Annotated in this window: 21 protein-coding genes; 11 read left to right on the top strand and 10 right to left on the bottom strand. The window is 71.9% G+C overall.

The window, feature by feature from the left end; translation table 11 throughout:
• Window position 1: 1 nt before the first annotated feature.
• The 7 genes from Tsedi_RS09395 to Tsedi_RS09365 form a co-directional block, all read right to left on the bottom strand.
• A complete protein-coding gene (locus Tsedi_RS09395; RefSeq protein ID WP_143895953.1) occupies window positions 2–523 on the bottom strand; it encodes a TRAP transporter small permease in 522 nt (173 codons plus the stop codon).
• 116 nt (window positions 524–639) lie between these two features.
• Window positions 640–1,689: a TRAP transporter substrate-binding protein gene (locus Tsedi_RS09390; RefSeq protein WP_143895951.1), complete on the bottom strand. Its 1,050-nt coding sequence runs from the start codon at window positions 1,687–1,689 to the stop codon at window positions 640–642.
• Window positions 1,690–1,945: 256 nt separating this feature from the next.
• A complete protein-coding gene (fahA, locus tag Tsedi_RS09385; protein WP_143895975.1) occupies window positions 1,946–3,265 on the bottom strand; it encodes a fumarylacetoacetase in 1,320 nt (439 codons plus the stop codon).
• A 27-nt stretch (window positions 3,266–3,292) separates the two neighbouring features.
• The gene (locus Tsedi_RS09380) at window positions 3,293–3,499 is read right to left on the bottom strand and encodes a DUF2783 domain-containing protein (RefSeq protein ID WP_143895949.1); all 207 of its coding nucleotides are present in this window, start codon (window positions 3,497–3,499) and stop codon (window positions 3,293–3,295) included.
• A gap of 21 nt (window positions 3,500–3,520) precedes the next feature.
• A complete protein-coding gene (locus tag Tsedi_RS09375) occupies window positions 3,521–5,128 on the bottom strand; it encodes an FAD-dependent oxidoreductase (RefSeq protein WP_143895947.1) in 1,608 nt (535 codons plus the stop codon).
• 93 nt (window positions 5,129–5,221) lie between these two features.
• Window positions 5,222–5,764, bottom strand: a complete 543-nt coding sequence (locus Tsedi_RS09370; protein WP_143895945.1) for a VOC family protein — start codon at window positions 5,762–5,764, stop codon at window positions 5,222–5,224.
• 44 nt (window positions 5,765–5,808) lie between these two features.
• Window positions 5,809–6,765, bottom strand: coding sequence for an MBL fold metallo-hydrolase (locus tag Tsedi_RS09365; RefSeq protein ID WP_143895943.1), 957 nt, complete (start codon window positions 6,763–6,765; stop codon window positions 5,809–5,811).
• 176 nt (window positions 6,766–6,941) lie between these two features.
• On the opposite strand from Tsedi_RS09365, the gene Tsedi_RS09360 reads away from it, so the two are divergent.
• Window positions 6,942–7,754 (top strand): IclR family transcriptional regulator, encoded by an 813-nt coding sequence (locus Tsedi_RS09360; RefSeq protein ID WP_246099247.1) that lies wholly within the window; start codon window positions 6,942–6,944, stop codon window positions 7,752–7,754.
• A 9-nt stretch (window positions 7,755–7,763) separates the two neighbouring features.
• Here Tsedi_RS09360 and Tsedi_RS09355 read toward each other — a convergent pair whose 3' ends face one another.
• Window positions 7,764–8,558, bottom strand: coding sequence for an enoyl-CoA hydratase/isomerase family protein (locus Tsedi_RS09355; protein ID WP_143895939.1), 795 nt, complete (start codon window positions 8,556–8,558; stop codon window positions 7,764–7,766).
• Window positions 8,559–8,658: 100 nt separating this feature from the next.
• On the opposite strand from Tsedi_RS09355, the gene Tsedi_RS09350 reads away from it, so the two are divergent.
• Genes Tsedi_RS09350 through Tsedi_RS09325 form a run of 6 tightly spaced genes read left to right on the top strand, consistent with a single transcriptional unit; the run spans window position 8,659 to window position 15,688 of the window.
• Window positions 8,659–9,447, top strand: a complete 789-nt coding sequence (locus Tsedi_RS09350) for a crotonase/enoyl-CoA hydratase family protein (RefSeq protein ID WP_143895936.1) — start codon at window positions 8,659–8,661, stop codon at window positions 9,445–9,447.
• A 56-nt stretch (window positions 9,448–9,503) separates the two neighbouring features.
• Entirely contained in the window at window positions 9,504–11,438 is a 1,935-nt protein-coding gene (locus Tsedi_RS09345; protein WP_143895934.1) for a feruloyl-CoA synthase, read from the top strand.
• The gene (locus Tsedi_RS09340) at window positions 11,435–12,718 is read left to right on the top strand and encodes a thiolase family protein (protein WP_143895932.1); all 1,284 of its coding nucleotides are present in this window, start codon (window positions 11,435–11,437) and stop codon (window positions 12,716–12,718) included. Before Tsedi_RS09345 ends, Tsedi_RS09340 begins: the two co-directional genes overlap by 4 nt.
• A 57-nt stretch (window positions 12,719–12,775) precedes the next feature.
• Window positions 12,776–13,561: an SDR family NAD(P)-dependent oxidoreductase gene (locus tag Tsedi_RS09335; RefSeq protein WP_143895930.1), complete on the top strand. Its 786-nt coding sequence runs from the start codon at window positions 12,776–12,778 to the stop codon at window positions 13,559–13,561.
• 17 nt (window positions 13,562–13,578) lie between these two features.
• Window positions 13,579–14,001, top strand: coding sequence for an acyl-CoA thioesterase (locus tag Tsedi_RS09330; protein WP_143895928.1), 423 nt, complete (start codon window positions 13,579–13,581; stop codon window positions 13,999–14,001).
• A gap of 4 nt (window positions 14,002–14,005) precedes the next feature.
• Window positions 14,006–15,688: an acyl-CoA dehydrogenase family protein gene (locus Tsedi_RS09325; RefSeq protein WP_143895926.1), complete on the top strand. Its 1,683-nt coding sequence runs from the start codon at window positions 14,006–14,008 to the stop codon at window positions 15,686–15,688.
• Here Tsedi_RS09325 and Tsedi_RS09320 read toward each other — a convergent pair.
• Complete coding sequence (locus Tsedi_RS09320; RefSeq protein WP_143895924.1) at window positions 15,685–16,428, bottom strand: type 1 glutamine amidotransferase; 744 nt, start codon at window positions 16,426–16,428, stop codon at window positions 15,685–15,687. The genes Tsedi_RS09325 and Tsedi_RS09320 overlap by 4 nt on opposite strands.
• 102 nt (window positions 16,429–16,530) lie before the next feature.
• Between Tsedi_RS09320 and Tsedi_RS09315 the strand changes: the two genes are divergently transcribed.
• Window positions 16,531–17,028, top strand: a complete 498-nt coding sequence (locus Tsedi_RS09315) for a MarR family winged helix-turn-helix transcriptional regulator (protein WP_143895922.1) — start codon at window positions 16,531–16,533, stop codon at window positions 17,026–17,028.
• On the opposite strand, the gene Tsedi_RS09310 is transcribed toward Tsedi_RS09315, so the two are convergent.
• Window positions 16,998–17,849, bottom strand: coding sequence for a fumarylacetoacetate hydrolase family protein (locus tag Tsedi_RS09310; protein ID WP_143895920.1), 852 nt, complete (start codon window positions 17,847–17,849; stop codon window positions 16,998–17,000). The genes Tsedi_RS09315 and Tsedi_RS09310 overlap by 31 nt on opposite strands.
• A gap of 161 nt (window positions 17,850–18,010) precedes the next feature.
• Between Tsedi_RS09310 and grpE the strand changes: the two genes are divergently transcribed.
• The 3 genes from grpE to dnaJ all read left to right on the top strand — a co-directional run bounded on the left by grpE (window position 18,011) and on the right by dnaJ (window position 21,786).
• Window positions 18,011–18,541 (top strand): nucleotide exchange factor GrpE, encoded by a 531-nt coding sequence (grpE, locus tag Tsedi_RS09305; protein ID WP_143895918.1) that lies wholly within the window; start codon window positions 18,011–18,013, stop codon window positions 18,539–18,541.
• 92 nt (window positions 18,542–18,633) lie between these two features.
• On the top strand, window positions 18,634–20,568 hold the full coding sequence (dnaK, locus tag Tsedi_RS09300; RefSeq protein ID WP_143895916.1) for a molecular chaperone DnaK: 1,935 nt from the start codon (window positions 18,634–18,636) through the stop codon (window positions 20,566–20,568).
• Window positions 20,569–20,658: 90 nt separating this feature from the next.
• Window positions 20,659–21,786 carry a molecular chaperone DnaJ gene (gene dnaJ, locus Tsedi_RS09295; RefSeq protein ID WP_143895914.1) on the top strand — a complete coding sequence of 376 codons (1,128 nt, stop codon included), beginning with the start codon at window positions 20,659–20,661 and terminating at the stop codon, window positions 21,784–21,786.
• The last annotated feature ends 40 nt before the right edge of the window (window positions 21,787–21,826 follow it).

The following is a 21,826-nucleotide window of genomic DNA, read 5'->3' as shown; positions in this document are numbered from 1 at the left end:
CTCAGTGCCCCCCCGCCTCCGGCCGCGGCCAGCCGGCCGGGTACTCGGCCAGCCCGAGGTCGATCAGCGCCTGCGTCAGATAGGCCAGGCAGCCGATCACCGCCCCGGCCAGACCCGCCGCGTAGCCCCACCAGACGGGCATCTGCAGGATGAAGGAGGTCTCCAGGTACGCGCGCTTCTCCAGCATGCCGTCCCACAGCTTCCACGTCAGCACCAGCCACAGGGCCAGCATCAGCACGTCGCAGACGACGCGGATGACGCGGCGCAGCGCCGCCGGCAGGTGCTGGTACAGCAGGTCCACGGTGGCGTGGCCGCCGCGCAGGTGCGTCCACGGCAGGAAGAGGAACACGGCCACGCCGATGCCCACCTCCACCAGTTCGAAGTCGCCCGGCACGGGCCCGAGCCCGAAGCCGATCAAGGCCCGGCCGGCGATGCTGGCCACGCTCATCAGCGTCAGGGCCACCAGCACCAGCCCTCCCACCATGGCTGCCGCCTGCGACAGCCGGAACACCCATGTCGTCATGCCCTCTGAAGCCTTCCGTCTCGTTGATCCCGTTGCCACCCGCGCGACGTCCCGGCGCAAAAACGGGCGCGCAGCGACGGATCCGGTCCGGCTGCGCGCCCGCGCGCGCGCTCAGCTCACTGGCGCACGTCGTGCTGCCTGATCAGCGCGCGCGCCTCCTTCAGCAGCGCCTCGCCGTCGATGCCCTTGCCGCGCATCTCCTTGATCCAGTCGTCCTCCACGCTGCTGGCGGTGCGCAGCCAGCGCTGGGTTTCGGCCAGCTCCAGGTGGTTGATGCGGTTGCCCGCCTTCACGGCGATGTCGCGACCCGTCTTGTCGCCCTCGTCCATCGCCTTGCCGAACGCCGCCGACAGCGCCGCGCCGCTGTTGTTGTCGATGACCCTCTTGAGGTCCGGCGGCAGCGACTCGTACTTGGCCTTGTTCATCGAGAACGCGAACCCCATCGTGTAGAGCGCGCGCTCACCGGCGAAGGTGGTGTGGTTCTTGATGATCTCGTGGATGCGCAGCGACGGGCCGACCTCCCACGGGATGGTGGTGCCGTCCAGCACGCCCTTGGACAGCGCCTCGGTCACCTGCGGCACCGGCATGCCCACCGGCGTGGCGCCGAGCTTGACCAGCATGTTGTTGACGATGCGCGTGCCACCGCGGATCTTCATGCCGCGCAGGCTCTCCAGCCCCGTCACCGGCTGCTTGGTGTGGATCAGCCCGGGCCCGTGGGTGTGCACCGCCAGCAGCTTGACGTCCTTGAATTCCTCGGCGGCGAACTTCTGCGCGAAGTCCCACGCCGCCTTGGACATCACCTCGGCCGAGCGGTCGTGCGACGGCGCGATGAACGGAATCTCGAACACCTCCATGCGCTGGAAGCGTCCCGGCGTGTAGCCGAGCACGGTCCAGGTCACGTCGGCCACGCCGTCACGGGCCTGGTCGAACAGCTGCGCCGGCGAGCCGCCCAGCTGCATCGCCGGGAAGATCTGCACCTTGATGCGGCCACCGGACTCGGCCTCGACCTTGCGCGCCCACGGCTCGATGGCCAGGCGCGGGATCGTGGCCTGCGCCGGCAGGAAATGGTGCACGCGCAGCGTGACCTGCTGCGCCCAGGCCGGGCTGCCCAGCAGCGTGGCGGCCGCAGCCGCCGCCAGGGCCTTCAAGGTCGTACGCTTGTCCATGTCGACGTCTCCTTCGGGTGTGAGAAAAGCCGGACCCGGCGTGGCAAGCCCGAACCGGCTCAAACAATGAGCACACTGATGATTATCGGGGCAACCGAGGGGTGCCGGAACGCACCCCCCATTGGGGATTACCCCTAACAGCGGTGCGCGACATCCTGCCGCGCCCCCGCGGGGACACTGTAGGCGCCGCACCATCCGAACCGAACCGGGCCGCCGCTCAAGCTGCTATGCCTGAACGGCATGACCGGAGCCTGGCTCAGACCGTCGGCGCCGGCAGCACGAGTCCCGTGCAGGTGCCAAAGCCGATGCGCACCGCCCCCGGCGCCTCGCACCAGCCGGTCAGCGTCACCTCGTCGCCATCCTCCAGGAACGTGCGCCGCTCGCCGGAAGGCAGCTCCAGCGGCCGCTTGCCGCCCTCGGTCAGCTCGATCAGCGCGGCGGCCTGCTCCCGAGCCGGCCCGGACAGCGTGCCGGTGCCGAGCAGGTCGCCGGGCTGCAGGCTGCAGCCGTTGACGGTGTGGTGCGCCACCAGCTGCGCGGGCGTCCAGTACGCGTAGCGGTAATTGGTGCGCGCGATCGGATGTGCCGGCAGCCCCTGCGCGCGCATGTGCGCGCTGCGCAGCGCCACCTCCAGCTCGATGGCCAGCGCCCCGGCGCGGCGGTTGGCTTCGCTGTCGAGGTAGGACAAGGGGGACGGATCGCCGGCCGGCCGCTCCAGCGGCGCGCGAAACGGCGCCAGCGCCTCCCACGTCACCACCCAGGGCGAGATCGTGGTGGCGAAATTCTTGGCCAGGAACGGCCCGAGCGGCTGATACTCCCACGCCTGGATGTCGCGCGCCGACCAGTCGTTGAGCAACACGACGCCGAACAGGTGCGCCTCGGCCTGCGCGATCGGGATCGGCTCGCCCAGCGCGTTGCCGGGGCCGACGAACAGGCCCAGCTCCAGCTCGATGTCGAGCCGGCGGCTCGGCGCCAGCACCGGCGCGGCCGCCTCCGGCGCCTTGATCTGCCCGCACGGGCGGCGAAACGCCTGCGGCGAGACGGCCACGCTGGAGCTGCGGCCGTGGTAGCCGATCGGCACCCACTTGTAGTTCGGCAGCAGCGGGTTGTCGGGCCGGAACAGGCGGCCGATGTTGGTGGCGTGGTGGATCGAGGTGTAGAAATCGGTGTAGTCGCCGATGCGCGCCGGAAGCGTCAGCTCCGCCGTGGCCTGCGGCACCAGACACGCCGCCACGGCGGCCTCGAGCGCGCTGCCCTGCCTGAGCGCGCGCGACAGCGCCAGCCGCAGCGCGCCCCAGTGCGCCGGCCCCAGCGCCATCAGCGCGTTGAGCGTCGGCCCGGCGGCCGCCGCCAGCGCCTCGGCCGCCGCGCCGTCGAACGGGTGCGCGCGGTGCAGCGCCGCCAGGTCGACGATCTGGTCGCCGATGGCCACGCCCCCGCGCCACGGCTCCTGCGAGCCGGCGCGGCGAAACACGCCGAACGGCAGGTTCTGGATCGGAAAGTCGGTGCCGGCCCGATGGGCCGACTCGACCCAGCTGCGCAGCGCCGGGTCATGGGTTTCGTTGAGCGTCGCCATCATGGGGAGCGGGCCTGGACCGATCGTTCAAGGGCGCACCGCCAGCGTGTTGTCGCGCGCCAGGCGGATCGCCTCGCTCAAGGTGGCGCGGTCGCCGACATGGTTGGCCAGGATCAGCGCCAGCTTGGCGACGAACATCTCCGCCTGCTCGTCGGAGAGGTCGCGCTGGGCATCGATGAGCTCCTCGTAGAAGCCGTCGTGGTCGGGGATGTTGGGGGTGCGGATCAGCGGCATGTTGGCGTGCCTCCGGTCGGTTCAGTGCAGGGCCAGCGCGCGTGCCAGCGCCGCCTGCACGGCCTGCGCGTCGAAGCGGCGCCAGCGCGCCGCCACGTACTGGTCCGGACGGATCAGGTACACGGTGCCGGGCTGACCATCGTAGCGTTCGGTCAGCACGCCCAGGCGATCGTGCAGGTCGCGCCCGACCTCCAGCACCTGCGCCTGCACGCCGCCGACGCGCACCGGCTGCGCGCCGGCGCCGAAGCTCAGCAGCGCAAAGCCGCGGCCGAGCCGCTCCAGCAGCCAGCCCGGGCGGCCGTCGACCTCCACCGGCGCATCCGCGCAGAACATGCCCGGCGCCATGCGCCCGGCAAAGGTGTCCGCATCCGGCGTGTTCAGCGGCGAGCCGACGTACGGCGTCGGGGTGGACAGCCGGCCGCTGTTGACCAGCGGGCGCGCGAACGGCTCGGTGCGCGCCAGCTCCAGCACCGCGTTGCGCAGCCGCAGCGAGGTGCGGCTCTTGGGCGTGATGAAGTCGGTGGAGCGCGTGGAGTTGAGGATGTTGTCGTCCGCGGCCAGCGCGCGCTCCCAGTGGTAGCTGTCCAGCAGCGCCTCGCCCGCGTGGCCGGCCAGCACCGCCGCCAGCTTCCAGCCCAGGTTGTCGGCGTCCTGCACCCCGCTGTTGGCGCCGCGGGCGCCAAACGGCGAGACCTGGTGCGCCGCGTCCCCGGCGAAGATCACCCGCCCGTGGCGGAAGCGGTCGATGCGCCGGCACGCGAACTGGTACACCGACACCCACTCCAGCTCGAATGGCACCTCCGGCCCCAGCATCGCCTGGATGCGCGGGATGACGCGCTCGGGCTTTTTCTCCTCGTTGGGGTCGGCATCCCAGCCGAGCTGGAAGTCGATGCGCCAGACGTTGTCGCACTGTTTGTGCAGCAGCACGCTCTGGCCGCGGTGGAACGGCGGGTCGAACCAGAACCAGCGCTCGGTCGGGAAGTCCGCCTTCATCGCCACGTCGGCGATCAGGAAGCGGTCCTGGAAGAACTGGCCGGTGAACTCCGCCCCGATCATGCGCCGGATGTCGCTGTGCGCGCCGTCGCAGGCGATCAGCCACGCGGCCTCCATCTTGAAGATGCCGTCGGGCGTCTCCACCGTCAGCACCACGTGGTCGGGCTGCGGCTCCACCGCCAGCACCTTGTGCTTCCAGCGCAGATCCACCAGGGGCGACTCGTCACAGGCGCGCACCAGCCGCTCCTCCAGGTAGTACTGCTGCAGGTTGATCATCGCCGGCATCTTGTGGTGATCCTCCGGCAGCAGGTCGAACTGGTAGACCAGCTCGTCGCGAAAGAACACCTTGCCGACCTTCCACTGCACCCCCTGCGCGACCAGATCCTCGCCCACGCCCAAGCGGTCCCAGATCTCCAGCGGGCGCTTGGCGTAACACACCGCGCGCGAGCCGACGCTGACGGTGTTGTTGTCGTCCAGGATCACGGTGGGCACGCCGCGGAAGGCCAGGTCGAGGGCCTGCGTCATGCCGACGGGGCCGGCGCCGACGACCACCACCGGGTGGCGCACGCGCCGCCCCTCGGCCTGCTCAGGGCTGATGCGGTAGGGGTATTGCGGGTACGTGTAGGTGTGCAACATCGCTTGCGTCCTCCGGCGCGAAGGCCCGCGCGGGCCGGGTGCCGCGGCCCGCGGGCCGGGCGCCCCGGCTCTGCCATCGGGCCGGCCCGGCCCTCATTCAGCGGCGCCGAACTCCTTCTCGTGCATCCAGGCGGCGTGCTTGGGCGCGCGGCGGGTGCGCGCCCACTCCTCCAGCATGTCCCACTTGACGGCGTCGAGCTTCTCGTACATCTCGGGCGTGCCGACGTCGGCGGCGAGCTCGATGCGGTGGCCGTTGGGGTCGAAGAAGTAGATGCTCTTGAAGATCGTGTGGTCGGTGATGCCGACCACCGGGATGCCGGCGGCCTCCAGCCGCGCCTTGGTCTCTTCCAGCGTGCGCACGCTGTCAACCTTGAAGGCGATGTGCTGCACCCAGTCCGGCGTGTTGGGATCCTTGCCCATCGGCGGCGACTTCGGCAGCTCGAAGAACGCCAGCACGTTGCCCTGCCCGGCGTCGAGGAAGACGTGCATGTACGGGTCGGGGGCCTTGGTGGAGGGCACCTGATCCTCGGCGATGGCCAGCACAAACTTCATGTTCAGGTGCTTGACGTACCACTCCACCGTCTCCTTGGCATCGCGGCAGCGGTAGGCGACGTGGTGGATGCGCTCGATCTTCATGGCGGGTCTCCTCTGCGGGGGGTGCAAGGCGCAGCCGGCGGCGCTCAGCCTTCCAGCGCCTCCCACATCTGGCGGTCGCGTTCGGCGGTCCAGATGCGCGGATCGGGGTAGGCGGTCAGCTCGTCGTAGCAGCGCGTCACGTCAAAGGGCATGCAGTGGTCGAAGATCACCCAGCGGCCATACTTGGGCTGCAGCCGCGCGTAGACCTCCTTGTAGACCGCGCGCAGGTCCTTGCCGGCGCGCACGCCCTCCTCCACCGCGGCACGCATGTCCTCGATGAAGGCCTTGGTGCCGGCCAGCCCCTGCTGCACCTGCTCCGACGTGGTCAGCGCCGCGCCGCGGCCCGGCACGAGCTTTTCGGGCTTGAGCGCCGCCAGGTTGTCCAGCGTCTGCGGCCAGTCGCGGAAGTAGGCGTCGCCCGCGTAGGGCGTGGCGTCGAACTCGACCAGGTCGCCGCTGAAGAGAATCCTCTCCTGCGGCAGCCAGGCCACCGTGTCGCCCTTGGTGTGGCCACGGCCCAGCTGCAGCAGCTGCACCTCCAGCTTGCCGAGCCAGATCGTCATCTTGCCGGTGAAGGTGATGGTGGGCCAGGTCAGCCCCGGCGGAATCGACTCCACGGCACGGAACAGGCGCGGGAAGCGGCCGATCTCGCTGGCCTTGTCCTGCTCGCCGCGCTCGACGATCAGGTCGTAGGTGTCCTGGCTGGCGATGATGTGCTGCGCGCCATAGGCGCTGGCGCCCAGCACGCGCACCGCGTGGTAGTGGCTCAGCACCACGTACTGGATCGGCTTGTCGGTGACCTCGCGGATGCGGCGGATGACATCCTGCGCCATCACGGGCGTGGCCTGGGTGTCGATCACCATCACGGCGTCGTCGCCGATGATGACGCCGGTGTTGGGGTCGCCCTCGGCGGTGTAGGCATAGGCGTGGTCGGACAGCTTCGTGAAGCTGACCTGCTTGTCCTGCAGGTCGGCCTGGCTGGCGAAGGCTTTGGTGCTCATGGTCGGGTTTCCGTCGGGCGAGCGCGACATGGACATTCAACCATGCCAAACGCATTTGTCATATGTGGCGCAATGGTAGGCGATCAGGTTGTACGATGTCAAACGTATTCGCATAAGTGAAAACCCTGAGATCGCCTGCGCGGAGGCAGCGGAACCGCGCGGCGACAATGATGCGCATGGACACCCCGCCCCCGGAACACCACGCGACGGACGGCACCGCCGGCGACGACGGCCCGCTGCGCCGCCCCCGCGGCATCCAGAGCATCGAGGTCGGCGGCCAGCTGCTCAAGGCGCTGGCCCGCGCCGGCCGCGCGCTGCCGCTGAAGGACTTGGCGCGCGCCGCCGGCATGGGCGCCGCCAAGGCCCACCCCTACCTGGTCAGCTTCGGCAAGCTCGGACTCGTGGAGCAGGATCCCGTCAGCGGCCACTATGGGCTGGGGCCGCTGGCGCTGCAGCTCGGCCTGATCGGGCTGCAGCAGGTCGACCCCGTGCGGCTGGCGGTGGCCGAGCTGCCGGCGCTGGCGCGCACGCTCGGCTGCACGGTCTCGGCCGCCGTGTGGGGGCCGGTGGGGCCGATCATCGTGCACGTGGAGCTGGCCCCCACGCCGGTGCACGTGGCGATGCGCCACGGCACGCCGGCCTCGCTGCGCCACACCGGCACCGGCAAGATCTTCGCCGCCTTCGGTGAGCCGCAGGCAGTGGCCGCGGCGCTGGCGCGCGAGGGCGAGGCCGAGGCGCTGCGTGACCCCGCCTTCGCCGAGGAGCTGGCGGCGATCCGCCGCGAGGGCTTGAGCCGCGTGCGCGATGAGCTGCTGCCGGGCATCAGCGCGCTGGCGGTGCCGGTGTTCGACGGCTTCGGCCGCGTCGTGCTGGCGCTGGCCGCCATCGCGCCCAGCGCGCTGCTGGATCTGCGTGCCGAAGGCGTCCAGGCGCAGGCCCTCCTCGCCGCCGGACGGCGACTGACGCAGCGGCTGGGCACGGGCGGCTGAGCCGTCGCTTCAGGCCCCGCGGAACACCGGCGCCCGGCGCGCCCGCACCGCCGCGATGCCCTCGGCGAAGTCGGCGCTGGCGTGCGTGGCCAGCTCGCGCTGGCGCCACGCCGCGGGCTCACCCGCGCCCTCGGCCAGCTCGCGCAGCGTGCGCTTCATCCCCTGCACGGCCCGCGGTGCCAGCGCCGCCAGCGCCGCGCAGCGCCGCCGCACCTCTTCCTCCAGCGCCACGGGGGCCACGCACGCATCGAGAAAGCCGCACGCCTGCAGCGCCGCCGCATCGAGCGGCTCGGCGGCGAGGAACAGTCGCCGCGCCGCCGGCAGGCCCAGCGTCGCCACCGCGCGGCGCAGCCCGGCGGTGTAGTAGTGCAGACCGATCGCGGCGGCCGGCACGCGTGCCTCCATCCCCTCCACGCCGAGGCGGAAGTCGCACGCCAGCGCCAGGTCCACCGCCCCGCCATAGACGCTGCCGGCAAGCGCCGCCAGCGTCAGCGGCCGCGCCGCCGCCAGCGCCTCCACCGCTTGGGCGAAGGCGTCCACGGCCCCGCCCGGCCCGCCGGGGTGACGCTCGAAGCCGGCCAGATCGAAGCCGGCGCTGAACACCGGCGCGGGCCCCTGCACGCGCGCCGTCACCACCAGCACGCGCACCGCCGGGTCGGCGTCCACCGCGCGCACGTGACGCACCAGCGCCTGCAGGTCGGCGGCCTCCAGCCGGTTGCGGTGGCGCGGGCGGTTCAGCGTGACGGTGGCCACCTCGCCGTCGAGGCTCAGCAGCGGTTCGGTGCCGGGGGCGTCGAGGGACATGCGCGCAGTATGCCGCACCGCGCACCTGCGGGAAAACCCGCATGGCCGCCACCGGCGGACCGCGCTAAGCTGCCCTACATCGTTATTGTTTGTAACCATCATGAACGCCACACCCTCCCTCGACGCCCTGGACTGCACCCTGGACGGCCCCGTCGCCATCGTGCGGCTGCGCCGGCCGGCCAAGCGCAACGCGCTCTCCGACGGCCTGATCCTGGCCCTGCGGCAGACCTTCGAGCAGCTGCCTGCCGAGGCGCGCGCGGCGGTGATCTGCGGCGAGGGCGAGCATTTCTGCGCCGGGCTGGATCTGGCGGAACTGCGCGAGCGCGACGCCGTGGAGGGCCTGCACCACTCGCGGCTGTGGCATGCGGCCTTCGACGCCATCGAGCGCGGGCGCGTGCCGGTGGTGGCGGCCCTGCACGGCGCGGTGGTGGGCGGCGGGCTGGAACTGGCCAGCGCCTGCCACGTGCGCGTGGCCGACGACAGCGCCTACTTCGCGCTGCCGGAAGGCACGCGCGGCATCTTCGTCGGCGGCAGCGGCGCGGTGCGCATCCCGCGCCTGATCGGCGTGGCGCGCATGATGGACATGATGCTGACCGGCCGCGTGCTCGGCGCCGACGAGGCCGAGCGCGCCGGGCTGGTGCAGTACCGCGTGCCGGCCGGCCAGGCACTGGCCAAGGCGCTGGAGCTGGCGCGGCGCATCGCCGCCAACGCGCCGATGACCAACTACGCGCTGATGCACGCGCTGCCGCGCATCGCCGAGCAGGCCAGCGACCACGGGCTGTTCACCGAGGCGCTGATCTCCGCGATCGCCCAGGCCGCCCCCGAGGCCAAGGCGCGCCTGCGTGATTTCCTGGAGGGGCGCGCCGCCAAGGTGCGCCCGGGCGGCTGACCCAGGCGGTCGGCGCCCGCCCCTCACACGCCAAGAACCACGAGGACCGAGGAGACATGAACCACGAACCGCACCTTCCCCCCGAGGTGGCGCAGGCGCCGTTTCGGCCGCTGCGCTTCGGCGTGACGCGCGTGCACGTGCGCGACGGCCCCGCCGGGGTGCACTACCTGCGCGCCGAACAGGCGCTGCAACCCTACCCGGCGCGCATGACCGACCGGCTGCGCCACTGGGCGCAGGAGCGTGCGCAGCGCACGCTGTTCGCGCGCCGGCGCCGCCACGTCACGGCCGACGGTACGGTGACGCTCACCGACTGGGAACACGTCACCTGGGCCCAGGCCTGGGCCACGGCGCGCGCGCTGGCGCAGGCGCTGCTGCAGCGCGATCTGTCGGCCGAACGCCCGGTGCTGATCCTGAGTGAGAACAGCCTGGAGCATGCGCTGCTGGCGCTGGGCTGCATGGTGGCCGGCGTGCCGTGGGCGCCGGTCTCGCCCGCCTACTCGCTGCTGAGCAGCGATTACGCCAAGCTGCGCCACGTGTGGGCGACGCTGACGCCGGGCCTGGTGTTCGCGCAGGATGCGCGCTACGCGCGCGCCATCGGGGCGGTGGTGCCGCCCCAGGTGGAAGTGGTCTTGGCCGAGGGCGCCCTGCCCGACCGCGCGGTGACGCCGTACGCGGCGCTGGCGGCCACCGAGCCGACCGCGGCGGTGGAGGCCGCCATCGAGGCCACCGGGCCGGACACCATCGTGAAGTTTCTCTTCACCAGCGGCTCGACCAAGGCGCCGAAGGCCGTCATCAACACGCACCGCATGTGGTGCGCCAACCAGCAGCAGATGACGCAGTCGATGCCGGTGCTGGCCGAGGAGGAGCTGGTGCTGGTCGACTGGCTGCCGTGGAATCACACCTTCGGCGGCAACCACAACGTCGGCATGGTGCTCTACCACGGCGGCACGCTCTACCTCGACGACGGCAAGCCCACCCCGGCGCTGATCGGCGAGACGCTGCGCAACCTGCGCGAGATCGCGCCGACCGTCTATTTCAACGTGCCGGTGGGCTTCGAGGCGATCGCGCAGGCGATGCAGACCGACGCGGCGCTGCGGCGCACGCTGCTGTCGCGCGTGCGCATGTTCTTCTATGCCGGCGCGTCGCTGGCCCAGCCGGTGTGGGACAGCCTCTACGCCAGCGAGGTGCGCGAGCTCGGCGTGCGCATCCCGATGACTTCGGGCCTGGGCATGACCGAGACCGCACCGTTTGCGCTGTTCGTCACCAGCCCGGACGTGCGCGCCGGCGACCTCGGCCTGCCCACCCCGGGGCTGGAGGTCAAGCTGGTCGACGTCGAGGGCAAGACCGAGGTGCGCTACCGCGGCCCCAACGTCACGCCCGGCTACTGGCGCAACCCCGAGGAGACCGCCGCCGCCTTCGACGAGGAAGGGTTCTTCCGTTCGGGCGACGCGGTGCGCTGGATCGACGAGACCGACGTGCACCGCGGCCTGCGCTTCGACGGCCGCATCGCGGAGGATTTCAAGCTCGCCACCGGCACCTTCGTCAGCGTCGGGCCGCTGCGCGCACGCCTGATCGCGGCCGGCGCGCCCTACGTGCAGGACGCGGTGATCACGGGCCTGAACCGCCATGAGGTCGGCGCCCTGGTCTTCCCGACGCCGCGCGTGCGCGAACTGTGCCCGCTGCCGCCCGACGCCTCGCTGCACGAGGTGGTCGAGCATCCGGCGGTGCTGGCGCACTTCCAGCGCGTGGTCGACGAGCTGGCGCGCCAGGCCACCGGCAGCGCCAACCGCATCGCCCGGCTGGTGCTGCTGGCCGACCCGCCCAGCCTCGACCGTGGCGAGATCACCGACAAGGGCTCGATCAACCAGCGCGCGGTGCTCGCGCACCGGGCCGACACGGTGGACAAGCTCTACGAGGACGCGCTGCACCACATCGTCAAGCCCACGGTCCAGCCCCCGACCGACATCCCATCCACGAGGACCTTGCCATGACCGACCCCCTGCGCCAGCCGCGCGGCCTGTTCAACCGGTTCGACGACTGCTGGATCCTGGACGGCGCGCGCACGCCGATGGTGGACTACTGCGGTGCCTTCGGCAGCCTGTCGCCCACCGACCTGGGCATCCACGCCGCGCGCGCGGCGCTGCGCCGCGCCGGCGTCGCGCCGGAGGCCGTCGGCGCCGTGCTGGCCGGCAACATGGCCCCCGGCGACAGCTTCCAGTACATGCTGCCGCGCCACATCGGCCTGTACGCCGGCGTGCCGATCGACGTGCCGGCGCTGATGGTGCAGCGCATCTGCGGCACCGGCTTCGAGCTGTTCCGCCAGGCCGGGCTGCACCTGCGCGACGGCGTCGACGTGGCGCTGGTGGCGGGCACCGAGAGCATGACACGCAACCCCATCGCCGCCTTCGAGCACCGCACCGGCTTCAGGCTCGGGGCGCCGGTCCGGTTCGAGGACTTCATGTGGGAGGCGCTGAAGGATCCGGCCGCCGGCGTCGACATGATCGGCACCGCCGAGAACCTGGCGCGCCGCTATTGTCTCACCCGCGCCGAGGTGGACGCCTGGGCGGCGCGCTCGTTCGAGCGGGCGCTGGCGGCGCAGGCGAGCGGCTTTCTGGCCGGCGAGATCGAGCCCGTCACCCCCACCACCTTCGAGCGCGAGGGCTATGCGCCGCGGGCGCTGCGCCTGCCGCCGAAGGTGGAGCGCGTGGAGGCCGACACCCACCCGCGCCCCTCGCCGCCGGAGGCGCTGGCGCGCCTGCGCCCGGTGCACGCCGGGGGCGTGCAGACGGCCGGCAACAGCTCGGCGCTGGTGGATGGGGCCGCGGCCGCGGTCGTGGCGGGCGGCGCGTTCGCGCGCGACTGGCGCGCGCGCACCGGCCGCTCGCCGCTGGCGCGCGTGGCGGCCGCCGCGGTGGTGGGCGTGCCGCCGGAGATCATGGGCATCGGCCCGGCGCCGGCCATCCGCCTGCTGCTGCAGCGCGCAGGGCTGGCGCTGGAAGCCATCGACCGCTTCGAGATCAACGAGGCGCAGGGCGCGCAGGTGCTGGCGGTGGTGCGCGAACTGGGGCTGGACGAGGCGCGCCTGAACGTGCACGGCGGCGCCATCGCGTTGGGGCATCCGCTGGCGGCCACCGGCGTGCGGCTGACGCTGACCTGCGCGCGCGCGCTGCGCGCCTGTGGCGGACGCTGGGGCGTGGCCTCGGCGTGCATCGGCGGCGGCCAGGGCATCGCGCTGCTGCTGGAAAACCCCGACGCTGCGACCGCCGCCTGATCCAACACCCACCCCCCAACGCCGGGCCGCCCTGCCCGCGGCCCCCAGGAGACAGCGATGCAACTGAACGGACAGACCGCTCTCGTCACCGGCGCCGGCTCCGGCCTCGGCGAGGCCACGGCGCGCGAGCTGGCCGCGCGTGGCGCGCGCGTGGCCGTCATCGACCTCAACGGCGAGGCCGCCGCGCGCGTCGCCGCCGACTTGAACGCCGCTCATGGCGCCGGCACGGCGCTGGCGCTGGCTGCCGACGTGGCCAGCGCCGACGGCCTGCGCGACGCCTTCGCCCAGGCCGCCGCCGCGCTCGGCCCGGCGCGCATCCTGATGCACGTGGCCGGCATCGGCACCGCGCGGCGCATCGTCGGCAAGGACGGCCAGCCCGCGCCGCTGGAGGACTTCGAGCGCGTGGTGCGCGTCAACCTGATCGGCACCTACAACGCCGCGCGCCTGTTCGCCGCCGCCTGCGCCGCCCTGCCCCCGCTGGAGGATGGCGGGCGCGGCGTGATGGTGTTCACCGCCTCGGTGGCGGCCTTCGACGGGCAGGTCGGCCAGCAGGCCTACAGCGCCTCCAAGGGCGGCGTGGTGGGCATGACGCTGCCGATGGCGCGCGACCTGGCGCAACACGGCATCCGCGTCTGCACCATCGCGCCCGGGCTGTTCGACACGCCGCTGATGCGCACCCTGCCCGAGGCGGTGCAGCAGTCGCTGGCGGCCAGCATTCCGTTCCCGTCCCGGCTGGGCCGGCCACAGGAGTTTGCCGACCTGGCCTGCCACATCGTCACCAACGGCCACCTCAACGGCGAGGTGATCCGCCTGGACGGTGCGCTGCGGCTGCCCCCGCGCTGATCCCCAACGGAAGCCCCATGAGCAAGACCACGATCTACGAAGTGGAGGTGATGTTCGGCGACTGCGACCCGGCCGGCATCGTCTTCTTCCCCAACTTCAGCAAGTGGATGGACGCGGCGTCGCTGCACTTCTTCGTGCAGTGCGGCGTGCCGCCCTGGCGCGAGCTGGTCAAGACGCGCGGCATCATCGGCACGCCGCTGCTGGAGATCCACACCCGCTTCCTCAAGCCCGCCACCTACGGCGAGCGCCTGCAGGTGCACACGCGGGTGGAGGAATGGCGCGAGAAGGTCTTCATCCAGCATCACGTGGTACGCCGCGGCGACGACGTGCTGTGCGAGGGACGCGAGACGCGCGCCTTCTGCATCCGCCACCCCGACGACCCGGACCGCATCAAGGCGATCCCGATCCCCGCGGACATCCGCGCCCTGTGCGGAGGTTGAGGCGATGACGCAGCCCTATCGCCCCGACGCGGCGCTGTCCGCGCGCTGGCTGCTGGACGTGCTGGATGCCCCGGCCACCTGGCGCGAGCTGCCGGCCCTGGCCGAACACGCCGACGCCGACCTCGCGCGCCAGGTGCTGGAGGAAGCCGCCACCTTCGTGCACGAGGTCGTGGCGCCGCTGAACCGCGTCGGCGACGAGATCGGTGCCCGTTGGCACGACGGCGCGGTGACGATGCCGCCGGGCTTTCGCGACGCCTACCAGGCGTTCTGGCGCGCCGGCTGGCCGGCGCTGTCGGCCCCGCCGGCGCTGGGCGGCCAGGGCCTGCCGGTGGCGCTGGAGTTCGTGCTGTACGAGTGGCTGAGCGCCGCCAACCACGGCTGGACCATGGCGCCGGGCCTGCTGCACGGCGCGGTGGAGTGCCTGCGCCACCACGCCAGCCCCGGGCTGCAGGCGCGCTACCTGCCCAGGCTGGTCAGCGGCGAGTGGCTGGCCACCATGGCGCTGACCGAACCGCACGCCGGCAGCGACCTGGGCCTGGTGCGCACGCGCGCCACGCCGGCCGGCGGCGACGGCTACCGGATCGAGGGCACGAAGATCTTCATCTCCGGCGGCGAGCACGACCTGACCGACAACATCGTGCACCTGGTGCTGGCGCGGCTGCCCGAGGCCCCGCCCGGGCCGAAGGGCCTGAGCCTGCTGCTGGCGCCGAAGTGGCTGCCGGACGGCCGGCGCAACGCCATCGTCTGCGAGCGCATCGAGGCCAAGATGGGCCTGCACGCCAGCCCCACCTGCGTGCTGCGCTTCGATGGCGCCGAGGGCTGGCTGGTCGGCGCGCCGCACCAGGGGCTGGCGGCGATGTTCGTGATGATGAACGCGGCGCGGCTGCACGTGGCGCTGCAGGGCATCGGCTTGCTGGACGCCGCCTGGCAGAAGGCGCACGCCTACGCGCACGAGCGGCGCCAGATGCGCGCGCCGCAGCGGCGCGACCCGGCGCAGCCGGCCGACCCGATCATCGACCATCCGGCGGTGCGGCGGCTGCTGGACACGCAGCGCGCCTGGATCGACACCGGCCGGCTGCTGGCCTACCGCACGGCGCTGGCGCTGGACGTGGCCCGCCACCACCCGGACGGCGCGCGCCGCCAGGCCGCGCAGCGCTGGTGCGCGCTGCTCACCCCGGTGCTGAAGGCCGCGTGGACCGAGCAGGCCTTCCATGGCGCCAGCGACTGCCTGCAGGTCTTCGGCGGCCACGGCTACGTGCGCGAGTGGGGCATCGAGCAGATCGTGCGCGACGCGCGCGTGACGATGATCTACGAGGGCACCAACGAGATCCAGGCGCAGGATCTGCTGCTGCGCAAGACGCTGCCGGATGGCGGTGCGGCGCTCTCGGCGCTGCTGCGCGAGCTGCAGGCCGACGGGCCGGCCGGTGCCGCCTGGCACGTCGGCGCACAGCGGCTGCACGCGCTGCTCGAGCGGCTGGCGGCGGCCGACGAGGCGCAGCGGCTGGCGCTGCTGCCGGTGGCGGGGGACTTCCTGCGCGCGGCGGCGCTGACGCTGATGGGCTGGGCGCGCGCCCGGCTTGGCCGGCACGACGCCGCATGGGACGGCGAGGTCGGCGCGGCGTTCGACCGCTGGGTCTGGCCCGAACAGGCCTGGCGCTGCGAGATGGTCGAGCGCGCGCTCGGCTAGGCCGCACGCCACCGCCGCCGCCAGGCGCCGTAGATGCGGTCGGCCAGGCGGTAGCTCGCCGCCTGGTGGGCGGCGGTAGCGGCGCGCATCGCCGCCGGCGCCTGCACCGTCTGCGGGTGCGCGCCGATCGCGCCCGGGTACACCTCGCCGGGGCTGGCGAGCCAGCTCTCGATCTTCAGCGGCGTGATCTCGATGTGGAACTGCATGCCCAGATGCGGCCCGAGCGCAAACGCCTGCACCGCGCAGGCGTCCGACGCCGCCAGCACCGCCGAGCCCGGCGGCAGCGCCACCACGCCGTCGTAGTGCCACTGGTAGACCACGGGGGCGGGCTCTTCGCCCAGCCATTCCCGCGCCGCGGCGCTGCCGTCGTGGCGGATCGGCAGCCAGCCGATCTCCGGCCGCGGCAGGCGCTCGACCCGGCCCCCCAGCGCGCGCGCCATCAGCTGCGCGCCCAGGCAGTGTCCGAGCACCGGAATGCCCACCGCGTCGGCCTCGCGGATCAGCGCCTCGGCGTGGCGCAGGCTGGCGCGCTCGTCGTTGGCGCTCCACTCGCCGCCCAGCACCGCCAGCGCCCGGTAGCCGGCCACCGAGTCCGGATAGGCCTGTCCGGCCTCGGCGCAGAACACGTCCCAGCGGGCGCCCACGGCGTCCAGCCAGGTGGCCAGGTAGCCGGGCGGATCCTCCAGCGTGTGCTGCAACACCAGCACGTCGGGGGGCGAAACGGGGACGGCGGCGGACATGATGCGCCGATGCTAGCCTGTGCGGTGCCGGCAAGGGAGCCATTGCGCCACCACCGCGGCGGGCCACCGCGCCACGGCGCCCTTGCGCCGCCTTCGCGCACAATGCGGGGCGTGAACGCCCGCTGCCCGCCCCGTGCTGCTTCCGGCGCCGCGCCGCCGGACACCTCGTTCCTCGAATCGCTGATCGGCTACAACGCGCGCCGCGCCGCGCTGGCCATCATCGCCCGGGTGCTGCCGACCCTGCAGCCGCACGACCTGCGCGTGGTGGAGTTCTCGGTGCTGACGGTGATCGCGCACAACCCCGGCATCACCTCGCGTCAGGTGTGCGCGGCGCTGGACATCCTGCCGCCCAACCTGGTGGGCCTGCTGCGCCGGCTGGAGCAGCGCGGCCTGGTGGAAAAGCGCGCCCACCCCGGCGACCGGCGCGCGCAGGGGCTCTACGTCACCGCGCAGGGCGAACAGGTGCAGCGGCAGGCCCAGCAGGCGGTGGCCGCCGTCGAGACCGACGAGGCGACCCATCTGAACGCCGCCGAGCGCGCCACGCTGATCGCGCTGCTGCGCCGCATCTATCAGGGCAACGGCGCCGGCACCACGCGCTGACGCTGCCGCCCCAGCACGTCGCAGCCGAGCTCCATCACGTCGCCGGCCCGCAGGAAGCGCGGCGGCTTGTGCCCCATGCCCACCCCCGGGGGCGTGCCGGTCAGGATCACGTCGCCGGGCAGCAGGCGCATGAAGCGGCTGAGGTAGGCGATCAGCGCGGCCACGCCGAACACCATCGTGCGCGTGCTGCCGCGCTGGCACGGCTGGCCGTTGACGTCCAGCCACAATTCCAGCGCCTGAGGATCGGGCACTTCGTCGGCGGTGACGAGCCAGGGGCCCAGCGGACAGTGGGTCGGGTAGCTCTTGCCCTTGATCCACTGTCCGTCCATCTCCAGCTGGTGCGCGCGCTCCGACACATCGTTGGCCAGGCAGTAGCCCGCCACGTGCGCCAGCGCATCGGCCTCGGTCACGTGCCAGGCGGCACGCCCGATCACCACCGCCAGCTCCACCTCCCAGTCGAGCTTGCCGGCACCGGGGGGCAGCCAGACGTCGTCGTCGGGCCCGCTGACCGCCGCCGTGTGCTTGCTGAAGACGATCGGCTGGCGCGGCAGCGGCAGACCGGCCTCGGCGGCGTGGTCGGCATAATTGAGACCGATGGCGATGACGTTGCCGATCTGCCCCACCGGCGGCCCCAGCCGCGCGTCCGGATCCGCCTCCGGCAGGCGCGCCGGATCGAGCCGCCGCAGGCGCGCCAGCGCGTCCGGGCTCAGCGTGTGCGGCGCCAGATCCCCGACCACGCCGGAGAGATCGCGGCGCACGCCGTGCGCATCCAGCAGACCCGGGCGTTCATCGCCGGGAGGGCCGTATCGGAACAGCTTCATGACCAGGGTCTCCTCGTGATCGAGCCACCATTCTGGCATGACGCGTCACCCCCATGTGCCGTGCCAGCGCGCCCCTTGAAAGCCGTCAGCGGCAACCCCATCTGCCGAGGCGGTTCGTTCACTTTCCACATCCAACCTCCGACCGGTTCCACGCCACGACCATGACCACCCAAGACCAAGCGCACGACACCGCGGCCCAGCAGGCCGCCGCAGCCGCCCAGCCGGTCCCCGACCCGTCCGCGGAGCTGCAGGCGCTGCAGCAGCGCGTGGCCGAGCTCAACGACCAGCTGCTGCGCGCGCTGGCCGACGCCGACAACACGCGCCGCCGCGCCGAGGAGGAAATGGCCAAGGCGCGCAAGTTCGCGGTGGAGGCGTTTGCCGAAAGCCTGCTGCCGGTGGTCGACAGCCTGGAGGCGGGCTTGAATGTCCAGGAGGCCACGCCGGAGCAGCTGCGCGAGGGCATGCAGGCCACGTTGCGCCAGCTGGTGAGCGCCCTGCAGCGCCACAAGGTCACGCCGATCGCGCCGGCGGCCGGCGAGCGCTTCGACCCGCACCAGCACCAGGCCATCAGCATGGTGCCGGCCGAGCAGCCCGCCAACACCGTGGTGGCCACGCTGCAAAAGGGCTATCTGATCCACGAACGCGTGCTGCGCCCCGCCCTGGTGACGGTGGCGGCACCGGCGGGGCAGTGACCCCCTTGAAAGGCACCGGCCCCAGCCGCATCTAGGCCAGCAGTTCGACATCCGCACGGTCCCGACACCGTCAAGCAAGGAGCATCAGCATCATGGGCAAGATCATCGGCATCGACCTGGGTACCACCAACTCGTGCGTCGCCATCATGGAAGGCGGCAACCCCAAGGTCATCGAGAACTCCGAAGGCGCGCGCACCACGCCCTCCATCGTCGCCTACATGGAGGACGGCGAGATCCTGGTCGGCGCCCCGGCCAAGCGCCAGGCCGTCACCAACCCGAAGAACACGCTGTTTGCGGTCAAGCGCCTGATCGGCCGCAAGTTCGAGGAAAAGGAAGTCCAGAAGGACATCGGCCTGATGCCGTACAAGATCGTCAAGGCCGACAACGGCGACGCCTGGGTCGAGGTGCGCGGCCAGAAGCTCGCGCCGCCGCAGGTCAGCGCCGAGGTGCTGCGCAAGATGAAGAAGACCGCCGAGGACTACCTCGGCGAGCCGGTGACCGAGGCCGTCATCACCGTGCCGGCCTACTTCAACGACGCGCAGCGTCAGGCCACCAAGGACGCCGGCCGCATCGCCGGGCTGGAGGTCAAGCGCATCATCAACGAACCGACCGCCGCGGCGCTGGCCTTCGGCCTGGACAAGGCCGGCAAGGGTGACCGCAAGATCGCCGTCTACGACCTGGGTGGCGGCACGTTCGACATCTCCATCATCGAGATCGCCGACGTCGACGGCGAGAAGCAGTTCGAGGTGCTGTCGACCAACGGCGACACCTTCCTGGGCGGCGAGGACTTCGACCAGCGCATCATCGACTACGTCATCACCGAGTTCAAGAAGGAACAGGGCGTCGACCTGTCCAAGGACGTGCTGGCGCTGCAGCGCCTGAAGGAAGCCGCCGAGAAGGCCAAGATCGAGCTGTCCTCCAGCCAGCAGACCGAGATCAACCTGCCCTACATCACGGCCGATGCCAGCGGGCCGAAGCACCTCAACATCAAGCTGACGCGCGCCAAGCTGGAAAGCCTGGTGGAGGACCTGATCGAGCGCACGATCGAGCCGTGCCGCGTGGCGATCAAGGACGCCGGCGTCAAGGTCAGCGACATCGACGACGTGATCCTGGTCGGCGGCATGACGCGCATGCCCAAGGTGCAGGAGAAGGTCAAGGAGTTCTTCGGCAAGGAGCCGCGCAAGGACGTCAACCCCGACGAGGCGGTGGCCATCGGCGCGGCCATCCAGGGCTCGGTGCTGTCGGGTGAGCGCACCGACGTGCTGCTGCTGGACGTGACGCCGCTGTCGCTCGGCATCGAGACGATGGGCGGGGTCATGACCAAGATGATCAAGAAGAACACCACGATCCCGACCAAGTACTCGCAGATCTTCTCCACCGCCGAGGACAACCAGCCGGCGGTGACGATCAAGGTCTACCAGGGCGAGCGCGACATCGCCGCGCACAACAAGCTGCTGGGCGAGTTCAACCTGGAGGGCATCCCGCCGGCGCCGCGCGGCGTGCCGCAGATCGAGGTCACGTTCGACATCGACGCCAACGGCATCCTGCACGTGTCGGCGCGCGACAAGGGCACCGGCAAGGAAAACAAGATCACCATCAAGGCCAACTCGGGTCTGACCGAGGAGGAGATCCAGCGCATGGTGCGCGACGCCGAGCTCAACGCCGCCGAGGACAAGAAGAAGGTGGAGCTGGTGCAGGCGCGCAACCAGGCCGACGCGCTGGTCAGCTCGGTGCGCAAGAGCCTCAAGGAATACGGCGACAAGCTGGAGGCGGCCGAACGCGAGCGCATCGAGGCGGCGATCAAGGAGCTGGAGGACGCCACCAAGGGCGACGACAAGGCCGCCATCGAGGCCAAGACCGAGGCCCTGATGAGCGCCAGCCAGAAGCTGGGTGAGAAGATGTACGCCGACATGCAGGGCGCGCAGGCGGCCGCCGGCGCCGCCGGTGGTGCCAGCGCGGGCGGCAGCGCCAAGGCCGGTGACGACGACGTCGTCGACGCCGAGGTCAAGGAAGTCAAGCGCGACTGACGCGACGGCGGCCCGAGCCGCCCCACGCCGCGCCGGGCCGTCCGCGGGCCCGGCGCGGCTTTCGTTCAGCACGACACGCAACGGATCGCCATGGCCAAACGCGACTACTACGAGACCCTGGGGGTGCCCCGCAGCGCCAGCGAGGACGACATCAAGAAGGCCTACCGCAAGCTGGCGATGAAATACCACCCCGACCGCAACCAGGGGGACGCCGCCAAGGCGGCGGAGGAGAAGTTCAAGGAGGTCAAGGAAGCCTACGAGATCCTGTCCGACCCCGAGAAGCGCGCGGCCTATGACCGCTACGGCCACGCTGGCGTCGATCCGACCATGCGTGCCGGCGGCGGCGACGGCTTCGCCGGCTTCTCCGAGGCGTTCGGGGACATCTTCGGCGACATCTTCGGCGCGCCGCGCGGCGCGCGCGGGCGGCAGATGTACCGCGGCGCCGACCTCTCCTACGCGATGGAGATCACGCTGGAGGAAGCCGCGCGTGGCAAGGAGACGCAGATCCGCGTGCCCAGCTGGGACGAGTGCGACACCTGCCGCGGCAGCGGCGCCAAGCCCGGCACCAGCGCCAAGACCTGCCCCACCTGCCACGGCAACGGCGTGGTGCAGATGCGCCAAGGTTTCTTCAGCGTGCAGCAGACCTGCCCGCACTGCCACGGCAGCGGCAAGATCATCCCCGAGCCCTGCCCCACCTGCCACGGCGAGGGCCGCGTCAAGCGCCACAAGACGCTGGAGATCAAGATCCCGGCCGGCATCGACGACGGCATGCGCATCCGCTCCAGCGGCAACGGCGAGCCCGGCCGCAACGGCGGCCCGCCCGGCGACCTCTACATCGAGATCCGCATCCGCCGCCACGAAATCTTCGAGCGCGACGGCGACGACCTGCACGTGCAGGTGCCGGTCAGCATCACCACCGCGGCCCTCGGCGGCGAGGTGGAGATCCCGACGCTGGACGGCCAGAAGGCCGTCATCGACATCCCCGAGGGCACGCAGACCGGCAAGACGTTCCGCCTGCGCGGCCGCGGCATCAAGGGCGTGCGCTCCAGCTACCCCGGCGACCTGTACGCGCACATCGTCGTGGAAACCCCGGTCAAGCTGACCGAGCACCAGCGCCGCCTGCTGCGCGAACTGGACGAGTCGTTCCGCAAGGGCGGCACCAAGCACAGCCCGCACGAGAAGAGCTGGTTCGAGAAGGCGCGCGATTTTTTCTCGTGAGGCTGCGCCGGCGACGTTGACGACGCGCGCGGCCACGCAT

This window comes from Tepidimonas sediminis, assembly GCF_007556605.1.
GTDB lineage: Bacteria > Pseudomonadota > Gammaproteobacteria > Burkholderiales > Burkholderiaceae_C > Tepidimonas > Tepidimonas sediminis.
This window is presented reverse-complemented; position numbering and strand designations above follow the sequence as displayed.